We start from the raw sequence: 25,619 nt of genomic DNA, 5'->3' as shown, positions 1-25,619 counted from the left end.
CATTTATCTATTAGATCAAAAACGCCTGCGCTGATGCAGGCGTTTCAAATTAAAAGAGGTTGCTCATGTTAGACCGCACTCCTTCTCGTGAATTGCAAGAACATCTTTGGGTTTTCCCGATGGACTATCCGATCAAATTGATTGGTAATGCAGGGGATGAACTTCGAGTGGCTGTTGTTGATATTTTGCAGAAGCACTTCCCTGAATTTGATGGCGAAACAGTAAAAGTTCAGCCTTCACGTACAGGCAAATACCATTCTTTAACAGCGCAATTGCGTTTTGAAGAGTTGGAACAAGTTCATGCCTTATACGCGGATCTTGCCGCTTGTCCTTTAATTAAGACAGCGCTTTAATGAAGAAATCCAAAATACGAAAGTGTTTTGGATTTTTCTTTTAAACGGGAAAAATACGTAAAAACTTAGATCATGGCACAGCGTTTTAACGGTTCTCTGTTTATAACTTCGAAATAATTGCATCATCAATATCAATCTCGTGAGTTGAATATTCAAGTTGAATAACCAAAGGAAATAAGGTTGTAATGAGCGTTGATCATAAGCCCTCTTTAATCATTCGTTGCTTCAATGATCTACAAGACTACACAGATCGCTTTGAAGCCATGAAAAACTTTACCGAGACTCGGGATGAACATACACCTGATGAGGTTTGGTTATTACAACACCAAGATGTACTGACTCAAGGACAAGCAGGCAAAGCTGAACATATCCTGATGCAAAGTGATCTCCCGATCGTTCAGACTGATCGTGGTGGGCAAATCACATGGCATGGCCAAGGACAACTGGTGGCTTATTTCCTCTTTGATTTAAATCGCTTGAAATGGAACGTGCGCAGCTTGGTCAGTTTTACTGAACAAGCCATGATCGATATACTTCAACAATACCAAATTACAGCCTATGCCAAGTCCGATGCTCCTGGCGTTTACGTCGATGACCGTAAAATCGGTTCACTTGGTTTTAAAATTCGCCGTGGTCGGAGTTATCATGGTTTAGCGCTCAATATTGATTGTAACCTTGCGGGTTTTCAGACCATTAATCCTTGTGGATACGCAGGTTTAGAAATGGTACGCTTACAAGACTTGCTGAAGAATTACCCAAGCTTTGAGCAAGTCAGTCAGGATTTTATTTGTTATTTACAGAATACAGATTTCTTTCGTGACCTCTCAGTCAAATCTGAATAAACTACTTTTCAATTTCAAAAAAATAAATTAGAGTAAATACTCTAAATTTGCTTTTGCATAATTTTAACAAGGGATACGCAAGTGATTTCAACCAAAGCAGTGAAGCCCACTTTGCAACTTGCCTACGTCAAACTCATGATGGATGTCGTGGGTCGCGGTTTAGTCATGGCAAGTCAAGTGGATGATGAAGTACACGAGGAAGTGTCAAAGTTTCCTGTTCATTTTATACTTTCAATGAATGTGTTTCCAAATGGACCTGCATTTGTTGCACGAGTGACAGAAGATAAAACATTAGAGCTTTTATCTAATTACAAAGGCAAGCCTGATTTAACCATTACCTTTAAACATTTGACCCATGCTTTCTTGGTTTTCTCTTTTCAGGAAAGTACAGCTCAAGCCTTTGCCAATGATCGTATGATTGCTGATGGCGATGTATCCAGTGCAATTCGTCTAGTACGTTGCTTAAATAAAATGGAAGCGTTGATCTTGCCTAAATTGGTCGCTTCACTTGCAGTAAAACGCTACCCAGCTGAATTGACATTAAAAGAAAAATTCACAGGTGCAAAAAACATTTATCTCAAAGTCGCTAAATCATATTTCAAACGGAGCGCTTAACATGGCTAAGCCTTATTACGAATTTTTCTGTCCTGTAAAAGTCATTGCTGGTAACGCTGCGTTAGAGCATATCCCATTTGAACTCGCGACTTTAGGCTCTAAACGCCCGCTCATCATTACCGACAAAGGCGTGCGTGCAAATGGTTTGCTTAGCCCAATTGAAGCTGCTTTTAGCACCACAGATGCCGTCATCGGTGCAATCTTTGATGATGTTCCACCAGATTCAAGCTTAGAAGTTGTACGTTTAGCGGCTGAACTTTACCGTAAGCAAAACTGTGATGCGATTATTGCGATTGGTGGTGGTTCGGTCATTGATACCTCTAAAGCAACTAACATCTTAGTATCTGAGGGCGGCGATGACCTACTCCAGTACTCAGGTGCGCATAACCTACCAAAACCATTAAAACCATTCTTTGTTATTCCGACTACATCAGGTACTGGTTCAGAAGCAACCATGGTGGCTGTGGTATCCGATACGCAACGTAATGTAAAACTGGCTTTTGCATCATATTACCTGATGCCACACGCTGCGATTCTTGATCCACGCATGACCATGACGCTACCTCCTCATCTTACTGCGATGACAGGTATGGATGCGCTTACTCACTGTGTTGAAGCCTATACTTGTTTAGCTGCAAATCCATTAAGTGATGCTTATGCAAGTGCGGGTATCAAAAAGATTAGCGAAAACCTATTTAAAGTTTTAGACAATCCAAGTGATGCCCAAGGTCGTTTAGAACTAGCGCAAGCGTCAACCATGGCAGGTATTGCATTCTCTAACTCAATGGTTGGTTTAGTGCATTCACTCGGTCATGCTTTAGGTGCTGTTGCTCACCTGCCTCATGGTCTATGCATGAGTTTATTCTTGCCATATGTGTTGGAATACAACAAAGAAGTGAATGGTCAGAAAATTGGTGAGTTATTATTGCCACTTGCGGGTGCAGACATCTATTCGCAAACGCCAGCAAACCAACGTGCAGATAAAGCAATTGCGACAATTTTGACCATGCGTGATCGTTTATATAGCTTGACCAAACTCCCACGTACATTACGTGAAACAGGTAAAATTACTGAAGCACAACTCAATGAAGTGGCAGAAAAGGCTTTGAATGATGGTTCTATCATTTACAATCCAAAAGAAGCCAACCTCAAAGAACTTCTCGATATTTTACAAAAAGCATGGTAATTCAATTATTTAAATAAATAATTATTGCTCAAAACCCTGATACCCTAACCTTGCAGTGCAACCAAAGCACAAGGAGCATGACTCCGCAAGAATGGTACTCAGGGTTTTTTGTATTTCAAGTGAACCCATAATTCATCTACTTTTCTCCCCAATTGGCAAAAAAATTGCTAAAAAAGCATAAAAGGGCTGACAATTTATGCCAATTTAGGATAGATTGGCGCACTTCGCTTTTTTTTCTGTAGGGGGGATCATTTTCGTCTCGAATGATCCTTAAACCATAGCTGATCCTTGATCAACGATAACGAGGGTAACGCCGTTGACAAACATCTCTGGGACTCAATCAGCAGCTAAACTGCAAAAAACATTAGGTCTGTGGCACGTCATCATTATTGGTTTGGCATATATTCAACCAATGACGTTATTTGATACTTTCGGTCTAGTATCGGAAGCAAGTAATCACCACGTTCCAACCTCTTATATCTTCGCACTGGTTGCCATTTTGCTGACATCGATTAGCTATGGACATATGATTAGACGCTATCCATCGTCTGGTTCAGCCTATACCTATGCTCAAAAATCGATTCATCCGAATGTCGGTTTTATGGTGGGCTGGTCGTCTTGGTTAGACTATCTACTGTCACCAATGGTCAATATCATCCTTGCAGGAATTTATCTTACTGCACTATTCCCAAGTGTGAATCATTGGGTTTGGGTGATTCTATTGACCGCCTTTATGACGGGCGTTAACTTACGCGGTGTGCGTTTCGTTGCAAACTTTAATAGTTGGATCGTACTGGTACAGTTAATTGTTATCGGTACATTTACCTACTTGGTTTACAGCAAATTGCAGATGGGTGTAAACGCGGATGGTCCGATCACTGCCGAAACCCAATACCAACTCTGGAGTTTAGAACCATTCTGGAATGAGCTCACCTCAGTTGGTGCGTTAGTCACTGGTGCAACCCTGCTCTGCTTCTCATTTACCGGCTTTGACTCATTGAGTTCACTTGCTGAGGAAACCAAAGATACTGAGAAGACTCTGCCTAAAGCAATTTTCTTAACTGCTTTATTTGCAGGCGTAATCTTCATTATCAGCACGTATTTCATTCAGCTTTATTTTCCGGGTAACCCAAGCAGTTACTTTAAAGATATTGCTGAAACCCAACCTGAGATTTTACTGTTGGTGGGTGGTTCATTATTCCAATCGTATGTATTGGCCTTTGCAATTGTAACGGTCATGGCTTCAGGAATTTCTGCCCATGCAGGCGTCTCTCGCTTGATGTATGTGATGGGTCGTGATGGCATCATTAACAAAAAGATTTTTGGTCACATCAGTCCAAAAAGTTTTACACCTTCATACAACATCGTGATCGTAGGTATCGTGGCGTTGTCTGCAGGCTTTATGAAACTCGATACCGTGATTTCATTAATCAGCTTTGGTGCTTTAACAGCATTTACTTTTGTAAACTTGTCGGTAATCTCACGTTATGCACTACGTGATGGTCGAACCAAGAATATAAAGGACATCATCTACTATGTGGTCGTGCCATTATGTGGTTTTATCAGTATCTTTGCCTTATGGCTCGAGATTGAAGAAACAGCACTGAAATATGGCTTATGGTGGGCGATGTTTGGTGTGCTTTACCTCGGTTATAAAACCAAAGGCTTTAAGTACAATGCGCCACAATATAATGAGTTTGACGATAAACACTAATTAGTCGCTATCTGACTCATTTAAAAAGGTGCAGTTTTCAAACTGCACCTTTTCTTTTAAGCTGTACTAAGACGATCTACAATCGTTTTTACACGTTGGGCATAGTGTTTTGCCGTTTCTAAATCCCCTGCTGGAATTTCATCAATACTCGCATCTGATGGCGACTGTACTAACAAACCAACTGAGCCACCCAAGTTATTGATATCTTCACGTTTTGCTGCCTTAGTATTGGCAGGAAGTAAGCCTAGGCTCACCCAAATACCACCGTGCTGTGAAGCCAAGGTTTGTAGTTGAATTAACGTCACTTGCTTATCACCATTTAAGCTTGCACTGTTGGTAAAGCCAGCAAACACCTTATCTTGCCAGCCTCGTGTAAACCAAATTTTTGAAGATGCATCAGCAAACTTTTTAAACTGCCATGGTGCAGCACCCATATAGGTAGGCGTACCGAAAACTATGCCTTGTGCGTCATTTAGTGTTTGCCAATCTTGTTCTGTAATACCTCCATTTTGATCAATTTCAATCAAAGAAGCTTGTATAGCGTGAGCAAACGTTTCTGCAATAACTTTGGTATGACCATAGCCTGAGTAATAAACAACCGCGATTTTTGTCATGAGATCACCTAGAATTTTTAAAAAGTTCGATTTAATGATATATTTTAGAAACTAGATATCAATTAGTTACCATTTGGTAACTGGGTATATTCAATCGGAAAATCAAAGGTAATCAGTATGATCAAAAGCTTAAAATATAATATTTATCAACAACATTGCCCTGCTCGATTATTTTTTGAAAAAATTGCTGATAAATGGGTTTTATTGATATTGAACAAACTTGAGCAGGAAACACAGCACTTTAATTTATTGAAAAAAAGCATTCAAGGCATTTCACCTAAGGTGCTTTCTCAGAAATTGAAAATGCTTGAGCGAGATGGTTTTATTGAGCGAAAAGTACAAAACACCTCTCCTATTCGTGTCGATTATTCATTAACGTCATTGGGCTTAGAGATCGCAAAAATGGCGTATCAACTCAAAGATTGGGCAGAGCAAAATATTGAAGAAATCATACTGGCTCAACAACGTTTTGATGAAATACAAGCAGAACCAACTGAATAATATCGAGAGGTTTACATGTATCCACAACCTTTAATTGCTGTTGTCGATGTAGAAAAAACCAGTCAGTGGTATCAAACCATACTAGGCCTAGACAGTGGACATGGCGGCAAAGAATATGAACAGTTAATGTTTGAAAAGCGCATGGTGTTACAACTGCACCAATGGCAAGCACACGAACACCCTCATCTTGGGAGTCCAGAGTTACCGATCGGAAACGGTGTTTTATTATGGTTTGAAAGCGCTCAATTTGATGAGCTGGTCGAAAGATTACGAACTCATCAAGTCGAAGTTTTAGAAGGTCCTCAATACAATACTAATGCGCATCATCGAGAGGTTTGGTTTAAAGACCCAAATGGATATACATTAGTTGTAGCCAGCACGTATGGTGATATATAAAGCCCTATACAATCAGAGTTGTTTAAAGCCTTGCTGTCTCCACGCTTCATACACAATAACTGCGGTTGCATTGGAAAGGTTTAAACTTCTGGAGTTTTCAGCCATTGGCAGACGTATCCACTGTTCTTGTGGAAACATCAAGCGTACTTGCTCAGGTAAGCCACGGGTTTCTGGTCCCATTAACAACGCAACAGGACGGTTGAGATCAACAGTATGCGGTGTTGCAGAGCCTTTTGTCGTAAGTGGAAAAACATGTTCCACGCCTTTGGCTTTTAAATCAGCAAGACATAATTCGATATTGTCCCAAATTTGCATTCTCGCCCATTCGTGATAATCCAGTCCTGCACGTTTTAACTTTTTATCATCAAGTTCAAAACCTAATGGTTTGACTAAATGTAGTTGTGCACCCGTATTGGCACATAGACGGATGATATTACCTGTATTCGCTGGAATTTCAGGCTCGTATAGGACGACATGAATCACAAATTTTCTCTACTTTTCATAATTCTCCCTAATCCCCCTTTTTCAAAGGGAGGAACTCCTCTCTTTTTTAAAGAGAGGCTGGGAGAGATTTTATTGCCATTTTAACTGTTCACGTAGACTGACGACTTCACCAATAATGGTTAAAGTCGGCGCTACGATTTGATGTTCAGATACTTTGGTGGCGATGTCCGCCAATGTTCCCACCACCACTTTTTGCTCAGGGGTTGTACCTTTAGAAATTAAAGCAACAGGCATGGTTGGGCGCTGCCCATGCGCAATGAGTTGCTCACAAATACGTTCCAAACCAACCAAGCCCATATATAAAACTAAAGTTTGATTTTCATAAACCAGTTCGTTCCAAGGTAGCTCAGGCGAGCCTTCTTTTAAATGTCCCGTCAAGAAACGGACACTTTGGGCATAATCACGATGCGTCAACGGAATACCAGCATATGCAGAGCAGCCTGAAGCAGCAGTGATACCAGGTACCACTTGAAAAGTGACATTTGCTTCAACCAACTCTTGAATCTCTTCGCCACCACGACCAAAGATAAACGGATCGCCGCCTTTTAGACGACAAACACGTTTACCTTGTTGCGCATACTCAACCAGTAAGGCATTGATGCCATCTTGTGGAACAGAGTGATTGGAACGCGCCTTACCAACATAAATCTTAGTGGCATCGCGGCGACAAAGTTCCATAATCGGTGCTGAAACCAAACGATCGTAAATCACCACGTCGGCTTGTTGCATGAGACGTAATGCTTTTAATGTCAATAACTCAGGATCACCCGGCCCAGCACCGACCAAATATACCTCACCCTTGGGTGCAGTCCATTCAGTGAGTGCTTGCTGAATCAGATCATTTGCCACATCCACGTTGTCATTAAAGACCTGCTCTTTTAATGGGCTGGCATACAAATTTTCCCAAAAGATACGACGTTCATCAGGATTGGCTATTTTAGCTTTGACTTGTTTGCGCCATTGTCCAGAAAACTCTGCAAGCTTACCCATGCCATGCGGCACAATCGTTTCAATCTGAGTACGCAACTGTCTAGATAACACTGGCGAAGCGCCATTTGAAGCAACTGAAATGACCAAAGGTGAACGATCAATAATCGCAGGCACCATAAAGCGGCAGTGTGGAATATCATCCACACTATTCACTAAAATATTACGCTGTTCACATTGCTCAAATACCGTTTTATTCACTTCGGCTTGATCTGTTGCCGCAATAACTAAGCGATATGGCGTTGCCAAAATATTTTCAGAAAAAGCCGTTTGAATATATTGCCCTGATGATTTTTCTAACAATAAACGCAGTTCAGGCTCAATATCTGGTGCAATAACATCAACAATTGCACCAGCTTTGACTAGCAGATTTGCTTTGCGGTAGGCAATATGCCCACCACCCACAATCAGACAACGTTGCTGTTGCAACTTTAAAGAGATTGGGAAAATATCCACGCTACGCCTCTATATTTTTAGATCTGATTGAGTTAAAGCAAAAACTATGCACAAATTCGATGCATTTTAGTCGATATACGAAATACCACCCATATATGGACGTAAAACCTCAGGAATTTCGATAGAACCATCAGCACGCTGGTAGTTTTCCATCACAGCAAGTAGAGTACGCCCAACCGCTAAACCTGAACCATTCAAAGTATGCACCAATTCGATCTTCTTCTGATCCACACGGTAGCGTGCTTTCATACGACGTGCTTGGAAATCGCCCATATTCGAACAACTAGAAATCTCGCGGTAAGTTTCTTGGCTTGGCACCCATACTTCCAAGTCATAAGTCTTGATAGCACCAAAGCCCATATCACCACCACAGAGCAAAATTTTGCGATATGGTAGGCCTAATGCCTGCAAAATGCCCTCTGCGTGTGCAGTTAAGTCCTCAAGTGCCTGCATTGAGTGCTCTGGCTTGACGATTTGCACCATTTCGACCTTATCGAACTGATGTTGACGAATCAAACCACGTGTATCACGGCCATAAGAACCTGCTTCACTGCGAAAACATGGGGTATGTGCAGTGTATTTAAGCGGTAAGCGATCTGCGTCAATGATTTCATCACGAACGAAATTTGTGATTGGCACTTCAGCCGTTGGGATTAAATAGTATTCTTTTTCGCCTTGAAGCTTAAATAAATCTTCTTCAAATTTAGGGAGTTGCCCTGTACCACGCAAAGTATCAGCATTGACCAAGTACGGAACATAAGCCTCTGTGTAACCATTTTTAAGAGTATGCGTATCGAGCATGAACTGAGTTAATGCACGTTGTAAGCGAGCCAAAGGTCCTTTCAATACACTAAAGCGAGAACCCGTGAGTTTGGTGGCAGTTTCAAACTCAAGACCGCCCATCCATTCACCAAGATCAGTGTGGTCTTTAATGTCAAAATCAAATTGACGCGGTGTGCCCCACTTCAAAATTTCGACATTGTCACTTTCATCCTTACCTGCGGGTACAGACTCATCTGGCAAGTTTGGAAGCGCAAGCGATTTTTGTTCAAGTTCGGCTTGCAACTCAGCCAAAGCTACTTCAGCCGCTTTGATTTCATCACCAATCGCAGCCATACGCGCCATGATTTCTGAAGCATCTCCACCCGACTTTTTGATCTGACCCACTTGCTTTGCACCAGCATTACGCTCTGCTTGTAAGTTTTCAGCTTTGGATTGCAAATCTTTACGGCGCACTTCTAAATCAGCCCACTCTTGTACGTTGAGCTGAATACCACGTTTTGCCAAAGCAGCATTTACCACTTCGATATTATTTCTAAGTAATTTTGGGTCGATCATAATCAATCATGAATAGAGAAAAAACTGGCTATAGTGTAAGGCTTTAACCTAAAAAAATACAGCATCTACCTCGCAATTGCAGATGCTGTATTTAGATTAGTTCGGGACTTTAGGCAAGCTTGATAAGTATTCTGCTTTGATAAATTCTTTTGCGGCATAATATGGCAAGTTCAACTCACTCATCCCTTCTGCATAGGAAGCCAGCTCATACAGTGGATAAACAAAGACAATCCCATTTACACCATAGTAATAATTATCGCTGACCTGTAATTGATCTTTTTTAATATTGTGCTCATCTAACCAATTTTGATTTGCAACATACAGCTCATCACGCAATTTCTGTTCCACGCCGTCTTTGATTAATTCACTCACACTAATATGTTTTTTAGTCGCTAAATCAAAATTTACAAATTCTTGATGATACATACCATGCGCCGCACCAGCGGGATAGGCATAACTATGAATGGCAAATGTCGCCAGATTGTAGTTCTGTCCGACAAAGCGCACATAAGTACTACTCTCACTTAAAGATGGCTCGCCTTCTGGTACTTTTACTTGTTGATCTGATAAATCAGCAAATGCATTCGGCTCTGCCTTCTTCATACGATTGATAAAATAATCATCAATCCACTGCTGATTGGTTTTTACGGTTTGAAGATCATAATTGGTACAACCATCTTCCAAACATACTTGCTGCTTAGGCAGTTTAACAGCCACCACTTGTGCCTGAATCAATGGAATATCGACTTTGTTTGTCGCGTCTGTCGCACTATTATTTTGCGGATCTTGCTTCGGTTGGCACCCTGTAAATACAATCACCGTAACAATAGAAAGTGCTGGAATAATTTTTGATAATTTTAACGGATTCATTGTCATACAAGTCTCAGATCTTTTAGCCCACTATACAAAGCTTTGTTCAGAGTTGAAATTAAGAAATGTATCTAGCAAAAAGCCGCAATAAATGCGGCTTTTTGCTGAGTTGATCAAAATGATCACTGATCAATAATATCTGTGCCTTTCGGTGGCTCAAAATTAAAGACCGAAGCAGGAATGGCTTGATTGACTTTTACATTACTAAAACGTACATACGTGGTTTGACCCAATGAATCTTGTAAAATCATCAAGTTTGGCGCTTTATTTGCACCAAAGCTAATGGTTAAACTCTGAAATGTACTATCTTCCTGTTTAGGATATAACGTGTAGTAACGCTTAGAACGATCAGGTTGCGTCACTCGATATGACTGCATGATCTGATTGGTATTACCCGATAATAACAATGCTGGGGTATTGGCAACTTGATCATCTAAATTTTGACGAATTGCCTGCTGCAAATCTGGATCATAAATCCAAACAGTTTTTCCTGACGTCACAATTGTTTGTTTAGAAGGACTGGTGATTTCCCAGAAGAATTTTCCTGGGCGTTCAACCTTCATCACCCCTTTAAAGGTTTGATTCATGTGTTGAGCAGTCAGTCCTTTTCTTTGTACAGCTTTATTATTGGTCACTTTGGTGGTTTGTTCAAAATCTGCAGTGAATCGTTGTAAGCTCGATAACTGCTGAACCAAACTTGTGGTTGCTTGCTGAGCCGATGCAGCGACAGGTGCAGCATATGACTGGGTCGTTACAACAGGAGCCAGTGTCATTGCACTAAGCGTTGCAGCATAAGCTATTTTTTTTACGAAATTCATAAAGTGAACCTTCTATCAAATTTCTACTGTAATGACGACATCTTACTGTTTTCAATCATGAAAAGAATGAAGAAAAGCATCGGTTTTGTGTAGTTCGTGTCGCAAAGTTCTGCATTATGTATGAAGTTGCAGCCTTTATGTAGATATTGTAATAGCAAAAATTTGATTTTGAATGGCTAAAACAGCCCTGCAACTTTTCCCATTCTTTAAGATAGTAGAAGTGATGGATAAAGAATAAACTAAACGCAATACGGGATTTTTTAGTCTAAAGACGACTCACTGGAAAAGTATAAATAATGAAAAGCCTCGCCTTTATCCATCGCAATGACACTCGATTTGCCATCGGGGACTTCTACCCTGCACTTTCTGTATTTTCTCACCATGAACTTGGCAATACCACATCGCCTTTTCTGTTACTGGACCATCTCGGACCCAGTCGTTTAGAGCCTAAAAGTAATAAAAAGGGTGTAAGTGAACATCCACATCGTGGTTTTGAAACAGTTACCTTTGTTTTCTCAGGTGAATTACAGCACATCGACTCGACCGGTAATCACGGGATTATTCATCAAGGTGACGTGCAGTGGATGACCGCTGCATCAGGCATACAGCATATTGAAGAATTCAGCCCTGAATTTCGTGAGAAAGGTGGTTATTTCGAAATGGTGCAGTTATGGGTCAACTTACCAGCAAAAGATAAAATGTCTGCGCCACGTTACCAAAGTTTATTAAACCAAGATATTCCTAAAATCTTATTTGAAAATGATACTGGCTATGTCCGTATCATTGCCGGTCAATACCAAAAGACTCAAGGCATTGCCCAAACCTTTACTCCAATGAACGTGTTAGATGTACACCTTAAAAAAGGTCATCGAACTATACTTCCTGCGAGTCATGGTGATACCACGCTGATTTATTTGCGTAGAGGAAAAATTCAGTTCAGCGTAGACGAAGATATTTTAGAAGAACAAGCGATGGCGATGATGTCTAGCTTCGACACAGATGTTGAAATCACTGCTTTAGAAAATTGCGATTTTTTATTCTTATCAGCCCAGCCTCTACATGAACCGCTAAATGGGCATGGTTTTTTTGTGATGAATAACTATGATGAAATTTTACAGGCTTACGAAGACTTAAAAACAGGAAAGTTTGGGAAATATTCAAACGAAAACACATAAGTCCAAAAAGCAGTCATAAAAAAACCCGCAAATGCGGGTTCTTCTGAACGATTAAAGCTTACACTTCAACAGTTACATAGCGACGGCCAAATTGACCCTTCACTTCAAATTTGATCACGCCATCAGCAGTTGCAAATAAAGTATGGTCACGACCCATACCAACATTTGCACCAGCGTGGAATTCGGTACCACGTTGACGAACGATGATGTTACCAGCAGTCACAGTTTGACCACCGTACATTTTAACACCTAACATCTTAGGATTCGAATCACGACCGTTCTTCGTCGATCCACCGGCTTTTTTAGTTGCCATGTCTATTTACTCCTCGTGTTAGCCTGCGATACTCGTAATTTTCAACTCGGTAAACCATTGACGGTGACCTTGTTGTTTACGGTAATGTTTACGACGACGCATTTTGATAATGCGAATTTTGTCGTGACGACCATGACCAACGATTTCTGCGGTTACTTTCGCGCCAGCAACAACTGGAGCACCGATTTGAATGCTATCGCCGTTTACAAGCATAAGTACGTCATCAAACGTAATCGTTGCACCAGTTTCAGCTTTCAATAATTCAACTTTAAGGGTTTCACCCTCAACCACACGGTGCTGTTTACCACCGCTTTGGATTACTGCGTACATAATGTACTCCAACATGCCCGTGTCGTCGTGCCGATAAAGGAAGATATCGAGCTTAAAACGAACGCCACTGGGGTATATAAGGGGACAAATTTTAAGTGAAATTTGATCAAACAACAAGTGATTTTGCATAAATGCACACATATACACGCATTATTTATTTTTTATAATAAAATCAAATAGATTGATGACACATTGTTTTGATTGATTCTTTCTGTGATTTGCAATACATTTTCAAAAAGTAAATATGACCAAAATGAACTGTGTTTATAGAAGGTCTCACTCAGTGCCGTCTCTGCATTATCTGAGAAGCGCGCTGTTTGTGGCTAAATTAAGATCAGAAAATACATCGTCATGTTTTAAATGACAAATTACACAGTTGCTATCACTGTTTAGCAACAGATTACTTGGTACACTTACACCATTCACCCATCTATACGAGGCTCTTCTTCATATGGTCGTCGATTTCAAGCAAGACATTCTCTCCCCTGTTGCGACAGATTTTGCTGCGATGGATCAACTCATCAATGAAGGGATCAGCTCTAAAGTTGGCTTGGTTATGTCGGTTAGTAAACATGTGGTTGAAGCTGGCGGTAAACGTATGCGCCCAATTATGTGCCTACTCGCTGCTCGTGCCTGTGGTTTAGCCAACATGCAGCAAGCCCAACATTTGGCGGCTGTGATTGAAATGCTACACACGGCAACCTTGGTTCATGATGATGTTGTCGATGAGTCTAACTTGCGTCGTGGACGACCAACTGCCAATGCGACATGGAACAATCAGACTGCTGTTTTAGTCGGCGATTTCTTGATTTCACGTGCATTCGATCTTTTGGTCGATTTAAATAACATGACCTTGTTAAAAGATTTTTCGACAGGTACTTGTGAAATTGCTGAAGGTGAAGTGTTACAGCTTCAATCACAACATCAACCAGACACCACAGAAGAAACCTATTTAAGAATTATTCACGGAAAAACATCTCGTTTATTTGAGCTCGCAACCGAAGGTGCTGCGATTTTGGCGGGTACAGAGGAATATCGCGAGCCTTTACGTCGATTTGCAGGTCATTTTGGCAATGCATTCCAAATTATTGATGATATTTTAGACTACACCTCTGATGCAGAAACATTAGGTAAAAATATTGGCGATGATTTGATGGAAGGTAAACCTACTTTACCGTTAATTTCTGCATTGGCTCACTCTACTGGTGAAGATCATGCGATTATTCGTCGTAGCATCGCTACTGGTGGTGTTGAACATTTGGATAAAGTCATTGAAATAGTGCACAACTCGGGCGGTTTAGACTATTGTCAAAAACGTGCCCAACAGGAAACGGACGCCGCTTTAGAGGCTTTAAAAGCTCTACCAGATAATGAATATCGCCAAGCATTGATCAATTTGACTTTAATGGCATTACATCGACTACAATAACTTTCTGAGTGTCCATGCATTTAAATTTATCTGATTTATTTTTAAAAATGCAGGAACAGCTTGATCAACCACAAGCTGTTCTTGACGAAAACCTGATTATTGAATTGGTCAATCGTTTACGTCCTAAAAACCCCAATGACGCTGAAGAGGTTAAACAACGTCTTCAAGCCTTCGTCAGAATATTGTTACTTACTCCCACTTCCGCAACTTTATTACAAGACTTCATCGTCAGATCGATGAGTCAATACAAACAGATTAGCTTATATGCTGACAGCGGGATTTTATCTTTAGATGGTTTCTGGAATCAGTTAAGTCAACGTCTAGGCGCGCACTTCCTCCCTCTAGTAGAAGAAGGCAATCAACTCAGAACACTGATTGGAAAAGTTTTTCACCAAGAAAATGATCATGAGTGGTTAGAGCTGATTGAAAACCAAGATTGGGTTACGCTGTTTAATTTAATTGGTGAAGGTCAAAGTAATACCCTCGAAAAGCAAATTTCTAAAAGTGAGCTGATTAAAGCCATTACGGTTTTGTCCTATCGGATTAGTGGTATCGGTTTATACCCTGAATTTATTAATGCTCAGCCTGATATTACCGAATATGAATCTCCGTTTTTAGCGCAAAACCGAGATATTGTTGATTTTATTGAAAAGTATAAAAAGCAAATCGACGACCAAGATGCAGTTGTGGTGCTTCCACCGCCAGATGCTTCGCAAGCCTTTGTAATGCTAGATCAATGTCGTGATGTTGTACTCAAGATTCGCCGCGCCACTAGGCGAATTGGTGTCAGCATTAGTTTGACTTATTTGCTTTCGTTATTAGAACAAGCCATAGATCGCATCGAACTGTTACTGAGCTTGTTGGCCAGTAAAGATGAGGTTCGATATAAATCACTGGGCGAACTTCTAATCGATTTAACCAAAGCCCATTATGATGAAAAAAGTGTCCGACACTTACTTTCTTCTACCAGTGAACTAATCGCGCTGCAAGTGACTGAAAATGCCAGTAAAACAGGCGAGCATTATGTAAGTACAGACAAAGCAGGTTTCTTTGGCATGTACAAAGCAGCGGCTGGTGCAGGTGCAATTATTGCCATGATGGCAACCTTGAAGATATTAACCGCTCGGTTGGTACTCGCACCTTTTGCACATGCATTTTTGTATAGCATGAATTATTCTTTGGGTTTTATGCTGATCCATGTGTTGCATTTCACTGTTGCGACCAAACAACCAGCGATGACCGCAGCAGCACTGGCCTCGACCGTACAACAACAAAAAGGCAGTAAAACAGCACAGATTGCTGAGTTGGCAGCGCTGATTATCAATATTATTCGTACGCAGTTTATTGCGATACTTGGTAATATCTCGATTGCGATCCCTGTTGCAGCGCTGATCACTTTTTCATGGCAGTTTTACTTGGATGAACCTTTACTCAATCACGCCAAATCTGCAGCGTTACTACATAGCTTAAATCCTTTTACCTCGCTTGCAGTTCCTCATGCAGCAATCGCGGGCGTGTGTTTATTCTTTTCAGGTTTGATTGCGGGTTATTTCGATAATTTAGCCGTTTACCGCAACGTCGGTCCTCGATTAAAACAACACCGCCGTTTGAAACGCTGGATGGGACAACAACGACTCGACAAATTTGCCAATTATATTGAAACCAACTTAGGAGCTTTGGCTGGTAATTTCCTATTCGGGATCATGTTAGGCAGTATGGGAACGATTGGCTTTATTTTAGGTCTTCCTTTAGATATTCGTCACATCGCCTTTGCTTCGGCCAATTTCATTCAAGGTTTGATGACCATTGGCTCACCTGATATTGGTTTAATCGTTGTGTCATTCTTGGGTGTTCTGCTGATTGGTTTAACCAACTTATTCGTAAGCTTTACCTTGACCATTATCGTGGCTTTACGTGCTCGGCGGGTTCGTTTTGCGCAATGGAAACCTTTGGCGAATTTGGTCATGACGCATTTCCTCACTCGAACAAGTGATTTTTTCTGGCCACCTAAGCAACCTGTTGCCGTGGAAGAAAAAAGTACAACAGATAAAAAGTGAGACGCTCATCAAGTTTTGTTATATTTTTTTACTAAACCTTAAAAAAACATTGAAATAAATTATCATAAAATTTCAAGACTTGACCTAAAGTGTACTCAAGAGTACACTTTCAAACTTTCTATAGCCCTGAAAATGGTTATGCCAATAACGAGTTCCGCATGCCGTACCTATTACTTTGTATTGGTTGCTTTTTTTTAGTTTTAAGTGGGGTTGGATTGTTTTATCCAACCACATCAACTTTAGATCCATTGAGTATTCAAGCATTATTTGAGCATCGTTCAGCTCCATTGAACCATGCTGCTATTGTGCTTTCGCTACTCGGCGGAATGCCATTTTTATTCTTTTTCACTGCTTTTTTGTGTGTATATCAAACTTGGATTCAAAACTATAAAAGTTTAATTTTTATCACATTGAGTATAAGTGGAAGTATTACGATTGGTTGGCTTCTGAAATGGAGCGTTGATCGAGCAAGACCTTTAGAGATTTACCACTTGGTCCAACCTTATGGCGCATCATTCCCAAGTGGCCATAGTCTTTATGCTGCAACCCTTGCGAGTTTAGTCATGTTGCTGCTGCAACAGCACAGATACCGTACTCCTGTCATTTTAGTATCTACTTTGTGGTTTATTATGATGGGGTTATCGCGAATTTATGCAGGGGTTCACTACCCGACAGATGTACTCGCTGGTTGGGGAATTGGGTTAATTTGGACTTCGTTGCTTTGGTTATGGCTGTATCAAAGCAATTTCAACAACAATTTTTTTAGATCCAAAATCTAAATTGAGGTGGAACAATGATGTCGGCTAAGCTTTGGGCACCCGCCCTCACTGCTTGCGCATTAGCAACAAGCATTGCACTTGTTGGTTGTAGCAAAGATCCAGAAGATGCACAGCAAGCTGCTGCTGCACAAAAAATGCCACCTACTGAAGTCGGTGTTATTGTTGCACAACCACAAAGTATTGAACAAAACGTTGAACTTTCAGGCCGAACATCTGCTTATCAAATTTCAGAAGTTCGCCCACAAACCAGTGGTGTTATTTTAAAACGTCTGTTTACTGAAGGCAGTTATGTCTCTGAAGGTCAAGCACTATATGAGCTTGATTCTCGTGCTAACCGTGCGTCATTAGACACGGCCAAAGCTTCGCTCTTGCAACAACAAGCAAATTTAGCGTCTCTTCGGACCAAGCTAAACCGTTATCAACAACTTGTTTCTAGCAACGCTGTATCAAAGCAAGAGTATGATGACTTACTTGGCCAAGTGAATGTCGCTGAAGCGCAAGTTTCAGCAGCTAAGGCTCAAGTTAATAATGCTGAAGTTGATTTTGGTTATTCAACCATTCGCTCACCTATTTCAGGTCAATCAAGCCGTTCATCTGTAACAGCAGGTGCATTGGTTACTGCGAACCAAGCTGCGCCATTGGTGACGATTCAACAACTTAATCCGATTTATGTTGATATTAACCAGTCTAGCGCCGAGTTATTGCGTTTACGCCAACAACTCAGCAAAGGCAGTTTAAGCAACAGCAACAACACCAAAGTAAAGTTGAAACTTGAAGATGGTTCAACCTATCCAATCGAAGGGCAACTCACTTTCTCTGATGCATCTGTTAACCAAGATACTGGAACAGTAACCTTACGTGCGGTGTTCTCGAACCCAAACCATTTGTTACTTCCAGGCATGTATACAACAGCGCAAATTGTTCAGGGTGTGGTTCCGAATGCTTATTTGATTCCGCAAGCTGCAGTGACACGCTTACCAACAGGTCAGGCGACGGTGATGTTGGTCAATGCCAAAGGTGCGGTTGAAACACGTCCAGTCGAGACTGCAAATGTACAAGGTCAAAACTGGGTCATCACCAATGGGCTTAAAGCTGGAGACAAAGTGATTGTTGATGGTGTTGCTAAAGTGAAAGATGGTCAGGAAGTTTCAGCAAAACCTTATCAAGCTCAACCAGCAAATCCACAAAATGCAACCAAACCAGCTCAAGCAGAACAAAAAGCAACTGTGAAAGCATAAGGGGCAGATTGAATGGCTCAATTTTTTATCCATCGCCCCATTTTTGCATGGGTGATTGCACTAGTTATCATGTTGGCAGGTATTTTAACCTTGTCAAAGATGCCTATTGCCCAATATCCAACGATTGCTCCACCAACCGTTACCATTTCTGCAACCTATCCTGGTGCTTCAGCAGAAACTGTTGAAAATACGGTCACCCAGATCATCGAACAACAGATGAATGGTCTAGATGGCTTACGTTATATTTCGTCTAACAGTTCTGGTAATGGTCAAGCATCGATTGAAATCAACTTTGAACAAGGTATTGATCCTGATATCGCTCAAGTCCAAGTTCAAAACAAACTACAATCAGCAACGGCACTTCTACCTGAAGACGTACAACGTCAAGGTGTAACTGTCACAAAATCTGGCGCAAGCTTCTTGCAAGTGATTGCATTTTATTCACCAGATAATAGTTTGTCAGACTCCGATATTAAGGACTATGTAAACTCATCGATTAAAGAACCGATTAGTCGTGTTGCTGGTGTAGGTGAAGTACAAGTCTTTGGTGGCTCTTATGCGATGCGCATTTGGCTTGATCCTGCAAAACTAACAAACTACCAGTTAACCCCAAGTGATGTTGCGAGAGCACTACAAGCGCAAAACTCACAAGTTGCAGTGGGTCAATTGGGTGGTGCACCTGCAGTTAAAGATCAAGTGATCAATGCTACTGTCAATGCGCAAAGTTTATTGCAAACCCCTGAGCAGTTTAAGAATATTTTCTTAAAAAACACTGCTGCTGGTGCTGAAGTCCGTTTAAAAGATGTTGCTCGTGTAGAATTAGGCTCTGATAGCTATGCGTTTAACTCAATGTTTAACGGGAAGCCTGCAGGTGGTCTTGCCATTAAAATGGCAACAGGTTCCAATGCACTGGATACCGCAGAAGCCGTTGAAGAACGTTTATCTGAATTACGCAAAAACTACCCTGCGGGTCTTGAAGATAAACTGGCGTATGACACTACACCATTTATTAAGCTATCGATTGAGAGTGTTGTTCATACTTTAATTGAAGCGGTGATCTTGGTATTTATCGTCATGTTCCTGTTCTTACAGAACTGGCGTGCCACCATTATCCCAACATTGGCAATCCCTGTTGTGGTATTGGGTACATTTGCTGTCATCAATATTTTTGGTTTCTCGATCAACACATTGACCATGTTTGCGATGGTACTGGCGATCGGTCTACTGGTCGATGATGCGATTGTCGTGGTTGAAAACGTCGAGCGTGTGATGACAGAGGAACACTCTGATCCTGTTGCGGCGACTGAAAAGTCAATGAAACAAATCTCTGGTGCGCTTGTCGGTATTACCAGCGTACTGAGTGCAGTATTCGTACCGATGGCTTTCTTTAGCGGAACCACTGGGGTGATTTATCGACAGTTCTCGATTACGCTCGTTACCGCAATGGTTTTATCTTTGATTGTTGCGTTAACCTTCACTCCTGCCCTGTGCGCCACACTATTGAAACAGCATGATCCAAATAAAGCACCAAGCAATAATATCTTTGCTCGCTTCTTTAGATGGTTCAACCGTAGCTTTGAACGCGTTTCACATAGCTATCAAAACGGCGTGAGTCGTATGCTGACTGCTAAGTTTTTCTCTGGCATTCTGTATGTAGCCGTGATTGGTTTATTGGTGTTCATGTTCCAAAAACTTCCGTCTTCATTCTTACCAGAAGAAGATCAGGGTGTGGTCATGACGTTGGTTCAATTACCGCCGAATGCAACACTTGATCGTACCGATAAAGTCATTGATACCATGACTGACTTCTTTATGAATGAAAAAGAGTCTGTCGAATCTATCTTTACCGTTTCTGGTTTCTCGTTTACAGGCGTGGGACAAAATGCGGGTATTGGCTTTATTAAGTTAAAAGATTGGGCTAGTCGTTCGACACCAGAGACGCAGATTGGTGCACTTATTCAGCGTGGTATGGCACTCAATATGATCGTCAAAGATGCATCATACATCATGCCATTACAGCTCCCTGCTATGCCTGAATTGGGTGTTACTGCTGGCTTTAACTTGCAACTGAAAGACTCTGCGGGTCAAGGTCATGACAAACTGATTGCGGCACGTAATGCAGTTTTAGGCTTAGCGTCGCAAGACAAACGACTGGTTGGCGTACGTCCAAATGGTCAAGAAGATACACCTCAATATCAAATCATGATCGATCAGGCACAAGCCGGTGCGATGGGTGTCAGCATTGCAGACATCAACAGCACCATGAGCATGGCTTGGGGTGGTTCTTATATCAATGACTTCATTGATCGTGGTCGTGTGAAAAAGGTTTACGTCCAAGGTGAAGCCGACAGCCGTATGATGCCTGACGACCTGAACAAATGGTATGTTCGTAACAGCTTAGGTGAAATGGTTCCATTCTCAGCGTTTGCGACAGGCAAATGGACTTATGGTTCACCGCGTCTTGAGCGTTATAACGGTGTGTCATCTGTGAATATTCAAGGAACACCTGCGCCAGGTACAAGTTCTGGGGATTCCATGAAAGCTGTAGAAGAAATTATTGCCAAGCTGCCATCGATGGGCTTAACAGGTTTCGACTACGAATGGACAGGTTTATCACTTGAAGAGCGTGAATCAGGTGCTCAAGCGCCATTCTTATACGCGCTTTCATTACTCATCGTTTTCCTTTGCTTAGCCGCATTGTATGAGAGTTGGTCTATTCCATTCTCAGTATTACTGGTTGTACCACTCGGCATCATCGGTGCAATTTTGTTAACTTACTTTGGTATGGTACTGAAAGATGATCCAAATCTTTCGAATAACATCTACTTCCAAGTCGCGATTATTGCCGTGATTGGTCTTTCTGCAAAGAATGCGATTTTGATCGTAGAATTCGCAAAAGATCTACAAGAACAAGGTGAGGAGCTGCTTGAGGCAACATTGCATGCAGCAAAAATGCGTTTACGTCCAATCATTATGACCACCCTTGCCTTCGGCTTTGGTGTGCTTCCACTCGCACTTTCTTCTGGTGCTGGTGCCGGTAGTCAACATTCGGTTGGTTACGGTGTATTGGGTGGTGTGATTTCCTCAACACTTTTAGGTATCTTCTTTATCCCAGTGTTCTTCGTGTGGATTCGTAGTATCTTTAAGTACCAACCAAAAACTACAAACATTCAGGAGCATAAATCGTGATGCAAACAGTATGGTCTATTTCAGGTCGTAGCATTGCGGTATCTGCACTTGCGCTTGCTTTGACTGCATGTCAAAGCATGCGCGGCCCAGAACCGGTCGTGAAAACCGATATTCCAGAAAGCTATGCATATAACAGCGCTTCTGGTACTTCTATTGCTGAACAGGGTTATAAGCAGTTCTTTGCTGACCCTCGCCTGCTTGAAGTGATTGATTTAGCTTTGAGTAACAACCGTGACTTGCGCACAGCAACTTTAAATATTGAACGTGCGCAACAACAGTATCGAATTACACAAAACAACCAACTCCCAACGATTGGGGCAAGTGGTAGTGCGATTCGTCAAGTTACCCCTACCCGTGATCCAAATAACCCATATTCAACTTATCAAGTTGGTTTGGGTGTGACCGCTTATGAGTTAGATTTCTGGGGCCGCGTCCGTAGTTTAAAAGATGCTGCGCTCGACAGTTATCTTTCGACCCAAAGTGCGCGTGACTCAACACAAATCAGTTTGATTAGTGAAGTGACACAAGCATGGTTAAGTTATTCATTTGCGACTGCAAATTTAAAACTTGCAGAACAGACCTTTAAAGCGCAACTCGACTCTTACAACCTGAACAAAAAGCGTTTTGATGTCGGCATCGACAGCGAAGTGCCTTTGCGTCAGGCTCAGATTTCAGTTGAAACCGCGCGTAATGATGTTGCAAATTATAAAACTCAAATTGCTCAGGCGAGCAACTTGTTGAACCTGTTGGTCGGTCAGTCTGTACCGAAAAACCTATTGCCTACGCAACCTGTGCAACGTGTTACGCAGCAAAATGTATCTTCTGCTGGTTTGCCGAGTGATTTGCTCAATAACCGTCCTGATGTTAAAGCTGCGGAATATAATTTAAGTGCTGCAGGTGCAAATATTGGTGCTGCAAAAGCGAGATTATTCCCGACCATTAGTCTGACAGGTACAGCAGGTTATGCATCAACCGATTTGAGTGATCTTTTCAAATCAGGCAATGCATCATGGTCAATCGGACCAAGTCTCGATTTACCAATTTTTGACTGGGGCACTCGTAAAGCCAATATCAAAATCTCTGAAACTGATCAGAAAATTGCACTGTCTAACTATGAAAAGTCTGTACAGTCTGCGTTCCGTGAAGTCAATGATGCACTGGCAACACGCGCCAATATTGGCGAACGCTTAACGGCTCAACGTCGTTTAGTTGAAGCTACCAATACCACCTATAAACTATCTAATGCTCGCTTCCGTGCAGGTATTGATAGCTACTTAACCGTATTGGATGCTCAGCGTTCTGCATACTCAGCAGAACAAGGTTTATTGTTGTTACAACAAGCTGAACAAAATAATCAGGTTGAGCTGTATAAAACACTGGGTGGCGGATTAAAAGCCAGCACAAATGAAACAGTGGCACCGCAACTTTCGAGTTCTGAAAAGCATTACACACCATAATCTTTCTTATTTTCAAGAAAAGCTCACTTCGGTGGGCTTTTTTATTGCAAGCATGCTCAATATTTCTTATCTTCAAGGGGAATGTCTAATGGTATAAAAAATACGATGTTATTAAGTAATTTAGAATCAGTACCCGGTCATGAGATTTTACGTCAAATTGATGTTGTTTATGGCAGTACAGTCCGCAGTAAACATGTCGGTAGAGACTTTCTCGCAGGTCTAAAAAATATTGTCGGGGGTGAATTAACGGCCTATACCGAATTGTTAGAAGAGTCTCGCCAAGAAGCGATGCAACGTATGGTTGAGAAAGCAAAAGGCTTAGGTGCCAATGCTGTCGTCGGGATTCGTTTTTCGACATCGAATATTGCGCAAGGTGCTTCAGAGCTTTTCGTCTATGGCACTGCTGTGGTGGTACAACCGATTGTTCCAAAACTCCCAGATCCATTTAGTTCATAGGAAAATGCAATGGATGGCTTAATTTTTCAAATTGTCATTTTCCTGATTCTCTTTTCTGTAGGTTGGGGCTTTGGTCGTTATAACGAACAAAAACATTTGAGAGAGCTAGATGAAAAAGAGCGCTTATTGGCCGATATTCAATTGGATAGCCGTCGATTTGCAAGCAGCGAGCATGCTGGGCATTTAATTAGCAGCAATGTGGTCATTTCACATGATTATTTTAAATTCATACTTGCATCGATTAAAAACATCTTAGGTGGCCGCTTAATCAGTTATGAAAGTGTCGTCGAACGCGCTCGCCGCGAAGCGATTGTGCGTTTAAAACAACAAGCCAGATCCATGGGAGGCAATCAGATTTTAGGCGTGCGCCTCAGCACCACTGAAATGGGAATGCAAGGTGGAATGGTTGAAGTGTTTGCCTATGGCACCGTGATTATCAAGCCTCATTAAAAAAATGTCCTGTGCAATTTCAATTGGACAGGACATCTACCTTACGCTGCAAAAATCGCTTGCCAATAGTGATAGATTTTTTCCTCACCATCCTCTAATTTAAACGCATAAGACATCTTGCGAGTTTCAATAATTTCAAAATTTACAGGATGCTTGAATATCTCCCCGGCATAAGCGAAAGTGTGGTATTCACCATTTTCACCACATACATCAACCTCTGCGGGCATTCGCTCAATTAAGGCTGCATCAATATCTTGCCCAATAAAACTGTCATCTAGCTTGGTCACATCGGTCACAATAATTTTGGTGCGAATCCCAGAAGCTAGAAAATCCTGCATCACCTCAGTTGAATTGAGATTCCATATCGGTTCGACCACTTCGATCCCTAAAGGATGTAAACGATCTTCTCGATATTTGCGTACATCACTGAGGTAAATATCCCCAAAGATAAAATGTTGAACACCCTGTGCTTTAAAATGATTTGCAGCGTCCTGCATTCGTTGTTCATAGATATTTATATCTTTGGGCAACAGCACTGGGTACAACGGAATCCCAATACTTTCAGCTTGCTTTTCAAGCAGTGCATGTGGAATGGCATGCATCGAAGACAATTCAGTTTCTTCATTGACCGTTGTTAATAACGCAACAACTTCGAACTCATTTTGCTGCAATACAGTATAAAGCGCTAAAGCTGAATCTTTTCCGCCACTCCAATTAAAGACTGCTTTTTTACGACTACTCACACTTATTTCACTTTGCTTTTACGAATCATTTTGTACAACAAACTTGGTGACAAGCGCGATACCAACACACCCAGTTGCTCTTTTTTGCCACCTACGACAATATATTCTTCACCTGCCATCAGCGATGCAACCACACGTTCCGCAAAAATATCAGCATCTAAGCCATTTTCAATCGCTTCGTCCTGATGACCTTGTGGCTTCCCTTGACCATTTAAGGCATTGAAGGAAACATTGGTTTTGACAAAACCCGGGAAAACCACCGATACGTCAACCGCATCTTTAGCTACTTCGGCACGCAAGCTATTTGCCCACATGTGAATAGCGGCTTTGGCAGCAGAGTAACTCGCACGGTATTGCGTACCCAACAAACCAGCGACACTCGAAACAAAGACCACACGACCTGATTTTTGCTTTAGAAAAGTCGGCAATATCGTTTTGGTCAAAAATACTTGTGAAAAGTAATCCACTTCCATGATGGTGCGTTCAGCTTGCATGGTGGTGTCTTGGATCAAAGCACGCTGGCTCAGTCCTGCATTATTGATGAGCCAGTCAATACGCCCTTTACATGCCAAGACTTGCTCATAAGCATGACGAACTTGTGCTTCATCGGTAATATCAGCGGCAATTGAAATATGTTGCTCAGGCTTTAATAAACCAATTCGAACAGCTTCTAACTCGTCATAACGACGTGATGTCAACACCACTTGTGCACCTTGTAAAGCACATTCACGTGCCAAGGCTTTGCCTAAACCAGAAGATGCTCCGGTAATCCATACCACTTTATTTTCAAGCGTTTTAAGCTTTGCCAT

26 protein-coding genes are annotated in these 25,619 nt (G+C 41.5%); 16 read left to right on the top strand and 10 right to left on the bottom strand.

Annotated features, from left to right (window positions below):
* The first annotated feature begins 65 nt into the window (after positions 1-65).
* From J2Y37_RS04465 to J2Y37_RS04445, 5 genes are all read left to right on the top strand, one after another.
* Positions 66-353 (top strand): DUF493 domain-containing protein, encoded by a 288-nt coding sequence (locus tag J2Y37_RS04465; RefSeq protein ID WP_004669225.1) that lies wholly within the window; start codon positions 66-68, stop codon positions 351-353.
* A gap of 185 nt (positions 354-538) precedes the next feature.
* Entirely contained in the window at positions 539-1,195 is a 657-nt protein-coding gene (lipB, locus tag J2Y37_RS04460; protein ID WP_349032005.1) for a lipoyl(octanoyl) transferase LipB, read from the top strand.
* Positions 1,196-1,276: 81 nt separating this feature from the next.
* Positions 1,277-1,810, top strand: coding sequence for a hypothetical protein (locus tag J2Y37_RS04455; protein ID WP_004669229.1), 534 nt, complete (start codon positions 1,277-1,279; stop codon positions 1,808-1,810).
* 1 nt (position 1,811) lies between these two features.
* Complete coding sequence (locus tag J2Y37_RS04450; RefSeq protein WP_349032004.1) at positions 1,812-2,996, top strand: iron-containing alcohol dehydrogenase; 1,185 nt, start codon at positions 1,812-1,814, stop codon at positions 2,994-2,996.
* A 316-nt stretch (positions 2,997-3,312) separates the two neighbouring features.
* Complete coding sequence (locus J2Y37_RS04445) at positions 3,313-4,710, top strand: APC family permease (protein ID WP_004669233.1); 1,398 nt, start codon at positions 3,313-3,315, stop codon at positions 4,708-4,710.
* Positions 4,711-4,766: 56 nt separating this feature from the next.
* Here J2Y37_RS04445 and J2Y37_RS04440 read toward each other — a convergent pair whose 3' ends face one another.
* Positions 4,767-5,324: a flavodoxin family protein gene (locus tag J2Y37_RS04440; RefSeq protein ID WP_349032003.1), complete on the bottom strand. Its 558-nt coding sequence runs from the start codon at positions 5,322-5,324 to the stop codon at positions 4,767-4,769.
* A 117-nt stretch (positions 5,325-5,441) separates the two neighbouring features.
* Between J2Y37_RS04440 and J2Y37_RS04435 the strand changes: the two genes are divergently transcribed.
* Positions 5,442-5,825, top strand: coding sequence for a helix-turn-helix domain-containing protein (locus J2Y37_RS04435; protein ID WP_349032002.1), 384 nt, complete (start codon positions 5,442-5,444; stop codon positions 5,823-5,825).
* Between the two features lie 15 nt (positions 5,826-5,840).
* Positions 5,841-6,221, top strand: a complete 381-nt coding sequence (locus J2Y37_RS04430; RefSeq protein ID WP_349032001.1) for a VOC family protein — start codon at positions 5,841-5,843, stop codon at positions 6,219-6,221.
* 12 nt (positions 6,222-6,233) lie between these two features.
* On the opposite strand, the gene J2Y37_RS04425 is transcribed toward J2Y37_RS04430, so the two are convergent.
* The 5 genes from J2Y37_RS04425 to lolA all read right to left on the bottom strand — a co-directional run bounded on the left by J2Y37_RS04425 (position 6,234) and on the right by lolA (position 11,194).
* Positions 6,234-6,704: a tRNA (cytidine(34)-2'-O)-methyltransferase gene (locus tag J2Y37_RS04425; RefSeq protein ID WP_004669235.1), complete on the bottom strand. Its 471-nt coding sequence runs from the start codon at positions 6,702-6,704 to the stop codon at positions 6,234-6,236.
* A 90-nt stretch (positions 6,705-6,794) separates the two neighbouring features.
* Positions 6,795-8,168 (bottom strand): siroheme synthase CysG, encoded by a 1,374-nt coding sequence (gene cysG / locus J2Y37_RS04420; RefSeq protein ID WP_349032000.1) that lies wholly within the window; start codon positions 8,166-8,168, stop codon positions 6,795-6,797.
* A 66-nt stretch (positions 8,169-8,234) separates the two neighbouring features.
* Positions 8,235-9,506 (bottom strand): serine--tRNA ligase, encoded by a 1,272-nt coding sequence (serS, locus tag J2Y37_RS04415; protein ID WP_005195541.1) that lies wholly within the window; start codon positions 9,504-9,506, stop codon positions 8,235-8,237.
* A 96-nt stretch (positions 9,507-9,602) separates the two neighbouring features.
* The gene (locus J2Y37_RS04410; protein WP_349031999.1) at positions 9,603-10,382 is read right to left on the bottom strand and encodes an RsiV family protein; all 780 of its coding nucleotides are present in this window, start codon (positions 10,380-10,382) and stop codon (positions 9,603-9,605) included.
* A gap of 116 nt (positions 10,383-10,498) precedes the next feature.
* Positions 10,499-11,194: an outer membrane lipoprotein chaperone LolA gene (gene lolA / locus J2Y37_RS04405; RefSeq protein ID WP_241322231.1), complete on the bottom strand. Its 696-nt coding sequence runs from the start codon at positions 11,192-11,194 to the stop codon at positions 10,499-10,501.
* A 296-nt stretch (positions 11,195-11,490) separates the two neighbouring features.
* Here lolA and J2Y37_RS04400 point away from each other — a divergent pair, with 296 nt between their 5' ends.
* On the top strand, positions 11,491-12,369 hold the full coding sequence (locus tag J2Y37_RS04400) for a pirin family protein (protein ID WP_349031998.1): 879 nt from the start codon (positions 11,491-11,493) through the stop codon (positions 12,367-12,369).
* A 58-nt stretch (positions 12,370-12,427) separates the two neighbouring features.
* On the opposite strand, the gene rpmA is transcribed toward J2Y37_RS04400, so the two are convergent.
* Both rpmA and rplU read right to left on the bottom strand, forming a co-directional pair.
* The gene (gene rpmA, locus J2Y37_RS04395; RefSeq protein WP_004669246.1) at positions 12,428-12,682 is read right to left on the bottom strand and encodes a 50S ribosomal protein L27; all 255 of its coding nucleotides are present in this window, start codon (positions 12,680-12,682) and stop codon (positions 12,428-12,430) included.
* 18 nt (positions 12,683-12,700) lie between these two features.
* Positions 12,701-13,012: a 50S ribosomal protein L21 gene (rplU, locus tag J2Y37_RS04390; protein ID WP_004669248.1), complete on the bottom strand. Its 312-nt coding sequence runs from the start codon at positions 13,010-13,012 to the stop codon at positions 12,701-12,703.
* A 451-nt stretch (positions 13,013-13,463) separates the two neighbouring features.
* Between rplU and sdsA the strand changes: the two genes are divergently transcribed.
* The 8 genes from sdsA to J2Y37_RS04350 all read left to right on the top strand — a co-directional run bounded on the left by sdsA (position 13,464) and on the right by J2Y37_RS04350 (position 24,067).
* Positions 13,464-14,441 (top strand): All-trans-nonaprenyl-diphosphate synthase, encoded by a 978-nt coding sequence (gene sdsA / locus J2Y37_RS04385; RefSeq protein ID WP_004669250.1) that lies wholly within the window; start codon positions 13,464-13,466, stop codon positions 14,439-14,441.
* Between the two features lie 14 nt (positions 14,442-14,455).
* Complete coding sequence (locus tag J2Y37_RS04380) at positions 14,456-16,498, top strand: site-specific recombinase (RefSeq protein ID WP_349031997.1); 2,043 nt, start codon at positions 14,456-14,458, stop codon at positions 16,496-16,498.
* Positions 16,499-16,587: 89 nt separating this feature from the next.
* Complete coding sequence (locus tag J2Y37_RS04375) at positions 16,588-17,277, top strand: phosphatase PAP2 family protein (RefSeq protein ID WP_349031996.1); 690 nt, start codon at positions 16,588-16,590, stop codon at positions 17,275-17,277.
* A 14-nt stretch (positions 17,278-17,291) separates the two neighbouring features.
* Complete coding sequence (locus J2Y37_RS04370; RefSeq protein ID WP_004669255.1) at positions 17,292-18,515, top strand: AdeA/AdeI family multidrug efflux RND transporter periplasmic adaptor subunit; 1,224 nt, start codon at positions 17,292-17,294, stop codon at positions 18,513-18,515.
* Between the two features lie 12 nt (positions 18,516-18,527).
* A complete protein-coding gene (gene adeJ, locus J2Y37_RS04365; protein ID WP_005195531.1) occupies positions 18,528-21,704 on the top strand; it encodes a multidrug efflux RND transporter permease subunit AdeJ in 3,177 nt (1,058 codons plus the stop codon).
* Entirely contained in the window at positions 21,704-23,161 is a 1,458-nt protein-coding gene (adeK, locus tag J2Y37_RS04360; protein WP_349032018.1) for a multidrug efflux RND transporter AdeIJK outer membrane channel subunit AdeK, read from the top strand. Before adeJ ends, adeK begins: the two co-directional genes overlap by 1 nt.
* 105 nt (positions 23,162-23,266) lie before the next feature.
* A complete protein-coding gene (locus J2Y37_RS04355) occupies positions 23,267-23,617 on the top strand; it encodes a YbjQ family protein (RefSeq protein WP_034594934.1) in 351 nt (116 codons plus the stop codon).
* 9 nt (positions 23,618-23,626) lie between these two features.
* Positions 23,627-24,067 carry a YbjQ family protein gene (locus J2Y37_RS04350; protein ID WP_005195529.1) on the top strand — a complete coding sequence of 147 codons (441 nt, stop codon included), beginning with the start codon at positions 23,627-23,629 and terminating at the stop codon, positions 24,065-24,067.
* Positions 24,068-24,108: 41 nt separating this feature from the next.
* Here J2Y37_RS04350 and J2Y37_RS04345 read toward each other — a convergent pair whose 3' ends face one another.
* Both J2Y37_RS04345 and J2Y37_RS04340 read right to left on the bottom strand, forming a co-directional pair.
* Complete coding sequence (locus J2Y37_RS04345) at positions 24,109-24,810, bottom strand: ATP-binding protein (RefSeq protein WP_349031995.1); 702 nt, start codon at positions 24,808-24,810, stop codon at positions 24,109-24,111.
* A gap of 2 nt (positions 24,811-24,812) precedes the next feature.
* Complete coding sequence (locus J2Y37_RS04340) at positions 24,813-25,619, bottom strand: SDR family NAD(P)-dependent oxidoreductase (RefSeq protein WP_349031994.1); 807 nt, start codon at positions 25,617-25,619, stop codon at positions 24,813-24,815.

The organism is Acinetobacter sp. 3657 (genome assembly GCF_031456775.1).
In the GTDB taxonomy this organism is placed as follows: domain Bacteria; phylum Pseudomonadota; class Gammaproteobacteria; order Pseudomonadales; family Moraxellaceae; genus Acinetobacter.
This window is presented reverse-complemented; position numbering and strand designations above follow the sequence as displayed.

Coding starts and splice junctions, on each gene's coding strand:
- J2Y37_RS04465 (WP_004669225.1), top strand. CDS start 66: ATGTTAGACCGCACTCCTTCTCGTGAATTGCAAGAACATCTTTGGGTT.
- lipB (WP_349032005.1), top strand. CDS start 539: ATGAGCGTTGATCATAAGCCCTCTTTAATCATTCGTTGCTTCAATGAT.
- J2Y37_RS04450 (WP_349032004.1), top strand. CDS start 1,812: ATGGCTAAGCCTTATTACGAATTTTTCTGTCCTGTAAAAGTCATTGCT.
- J2Y37_RS04440 (WP_349032003.1), bottom strand. CDS start 5,324: ATGACAAAAATCGCGGTTGTTTATTACTCAGGCTATGGTCATACCAAA.
- J2Y37_RS04435 (WP_349032002.1), top strand. CDS start 5,442: ATGATCAAAAGCTTAAAATATAATATTTATCAACAACATTGCCCTGCT.
- J2Y37_RS04430 (WP_349032001.1), top strand. CDS start 5,841: ATGTATCCACAACCTTTAATTGCTGTTGTCGATGTAGAAAAAACCAGT.
- serS (WP_005195541.1), bottom strand. CDS start 9,506: ATGATCGACCCAAAATTACTTAGAAATAATATCGAAGTGGTAAATGCT.
- J2Y37_RS04410 (WP_349031999.1), bottom strand. CDS start 10,382: ATGACAATGAATCCGTTAAAATTATCAAAAATTATTCCAGCACTTTCT.
- lolA (WP_241322231.1), bottom strand. CDS start 11,194: ATGAATTTCGTAAAAAAAATAGCTTATGCTGCAACGCTTAGTGCAATG.
- J2Y37_RS04400 (WP_349031998.1), top strand. CDS start 11,491: ATGAAAAGCCTCGCCTTTATCCATCGCAATGACACTCGATTTGCCATC.
- rpmA (WP_004669246.1), bottom strand. CDS start 12,682: ATGGCAACTAAAAAAGCCGGTGGATCGACGAAGAACGGTCGTGATTCG.
- rplU (WP_004669248.1), bottom strand. CDS start 13,012: ATGTACGCAGTAATCCAAAGCGGTGGTAAACAGCACCGTGTGGTTGAG.
- sdsA (WP_004669250.1), top strand. CDS start 13,464: ATGGTCGTCGATTTCAAGCAAGACATTCTCTCCCCTGTTGCGACAGAT.
- J2Y37_RS04380 (WP_349031997.1), top strand. CDS start 14,456: ATGCATTTAAATTTATCTGATTTATTTTTAAAAATGCAGGAACAGCTT.
- J2Y37_RS04370 (WP_004669255.1), top strand. CDS start 17,292: ATGATGTCGGCTAAGCTTTGGGCACCCGCCCTCACTGCTTGCGCATTA.
- adeJ (WP_005195531.1), top strand. CDS start 18,528: ATGGCTCAATTTTTTATCCATCGCCCCATTTTTGCATGGGTGATTGCA.
- adeK (WP_349032018.1), top strand. CDS start 21,704: ATGCAAACAGTATGGTCTATTTCAGGTCGTAGCATTGCGGTATCTGCA.
- J2Y37_RS04355 (WP_034594934.1), top strand. CDS start 23,267: ATGTTATTAAGTAATTTAGAATCAGTACCCGGTCATGAGATTTTACGT.
- J2Y37_RS04350 (WP_005195529.1), top strand. CDS start 23,627: ATGGATGGCTTAATTTTTCAAATTGTCATTTTCCTGATTCTCTTTTCT.
- J2Y37_RS04340 (WP_349031994.1), bottom strand. CDS start 25,619: ATGGCAAAGCTTAAAACGCTTGAAAATAAAGTGGTATGGATTACCGGA.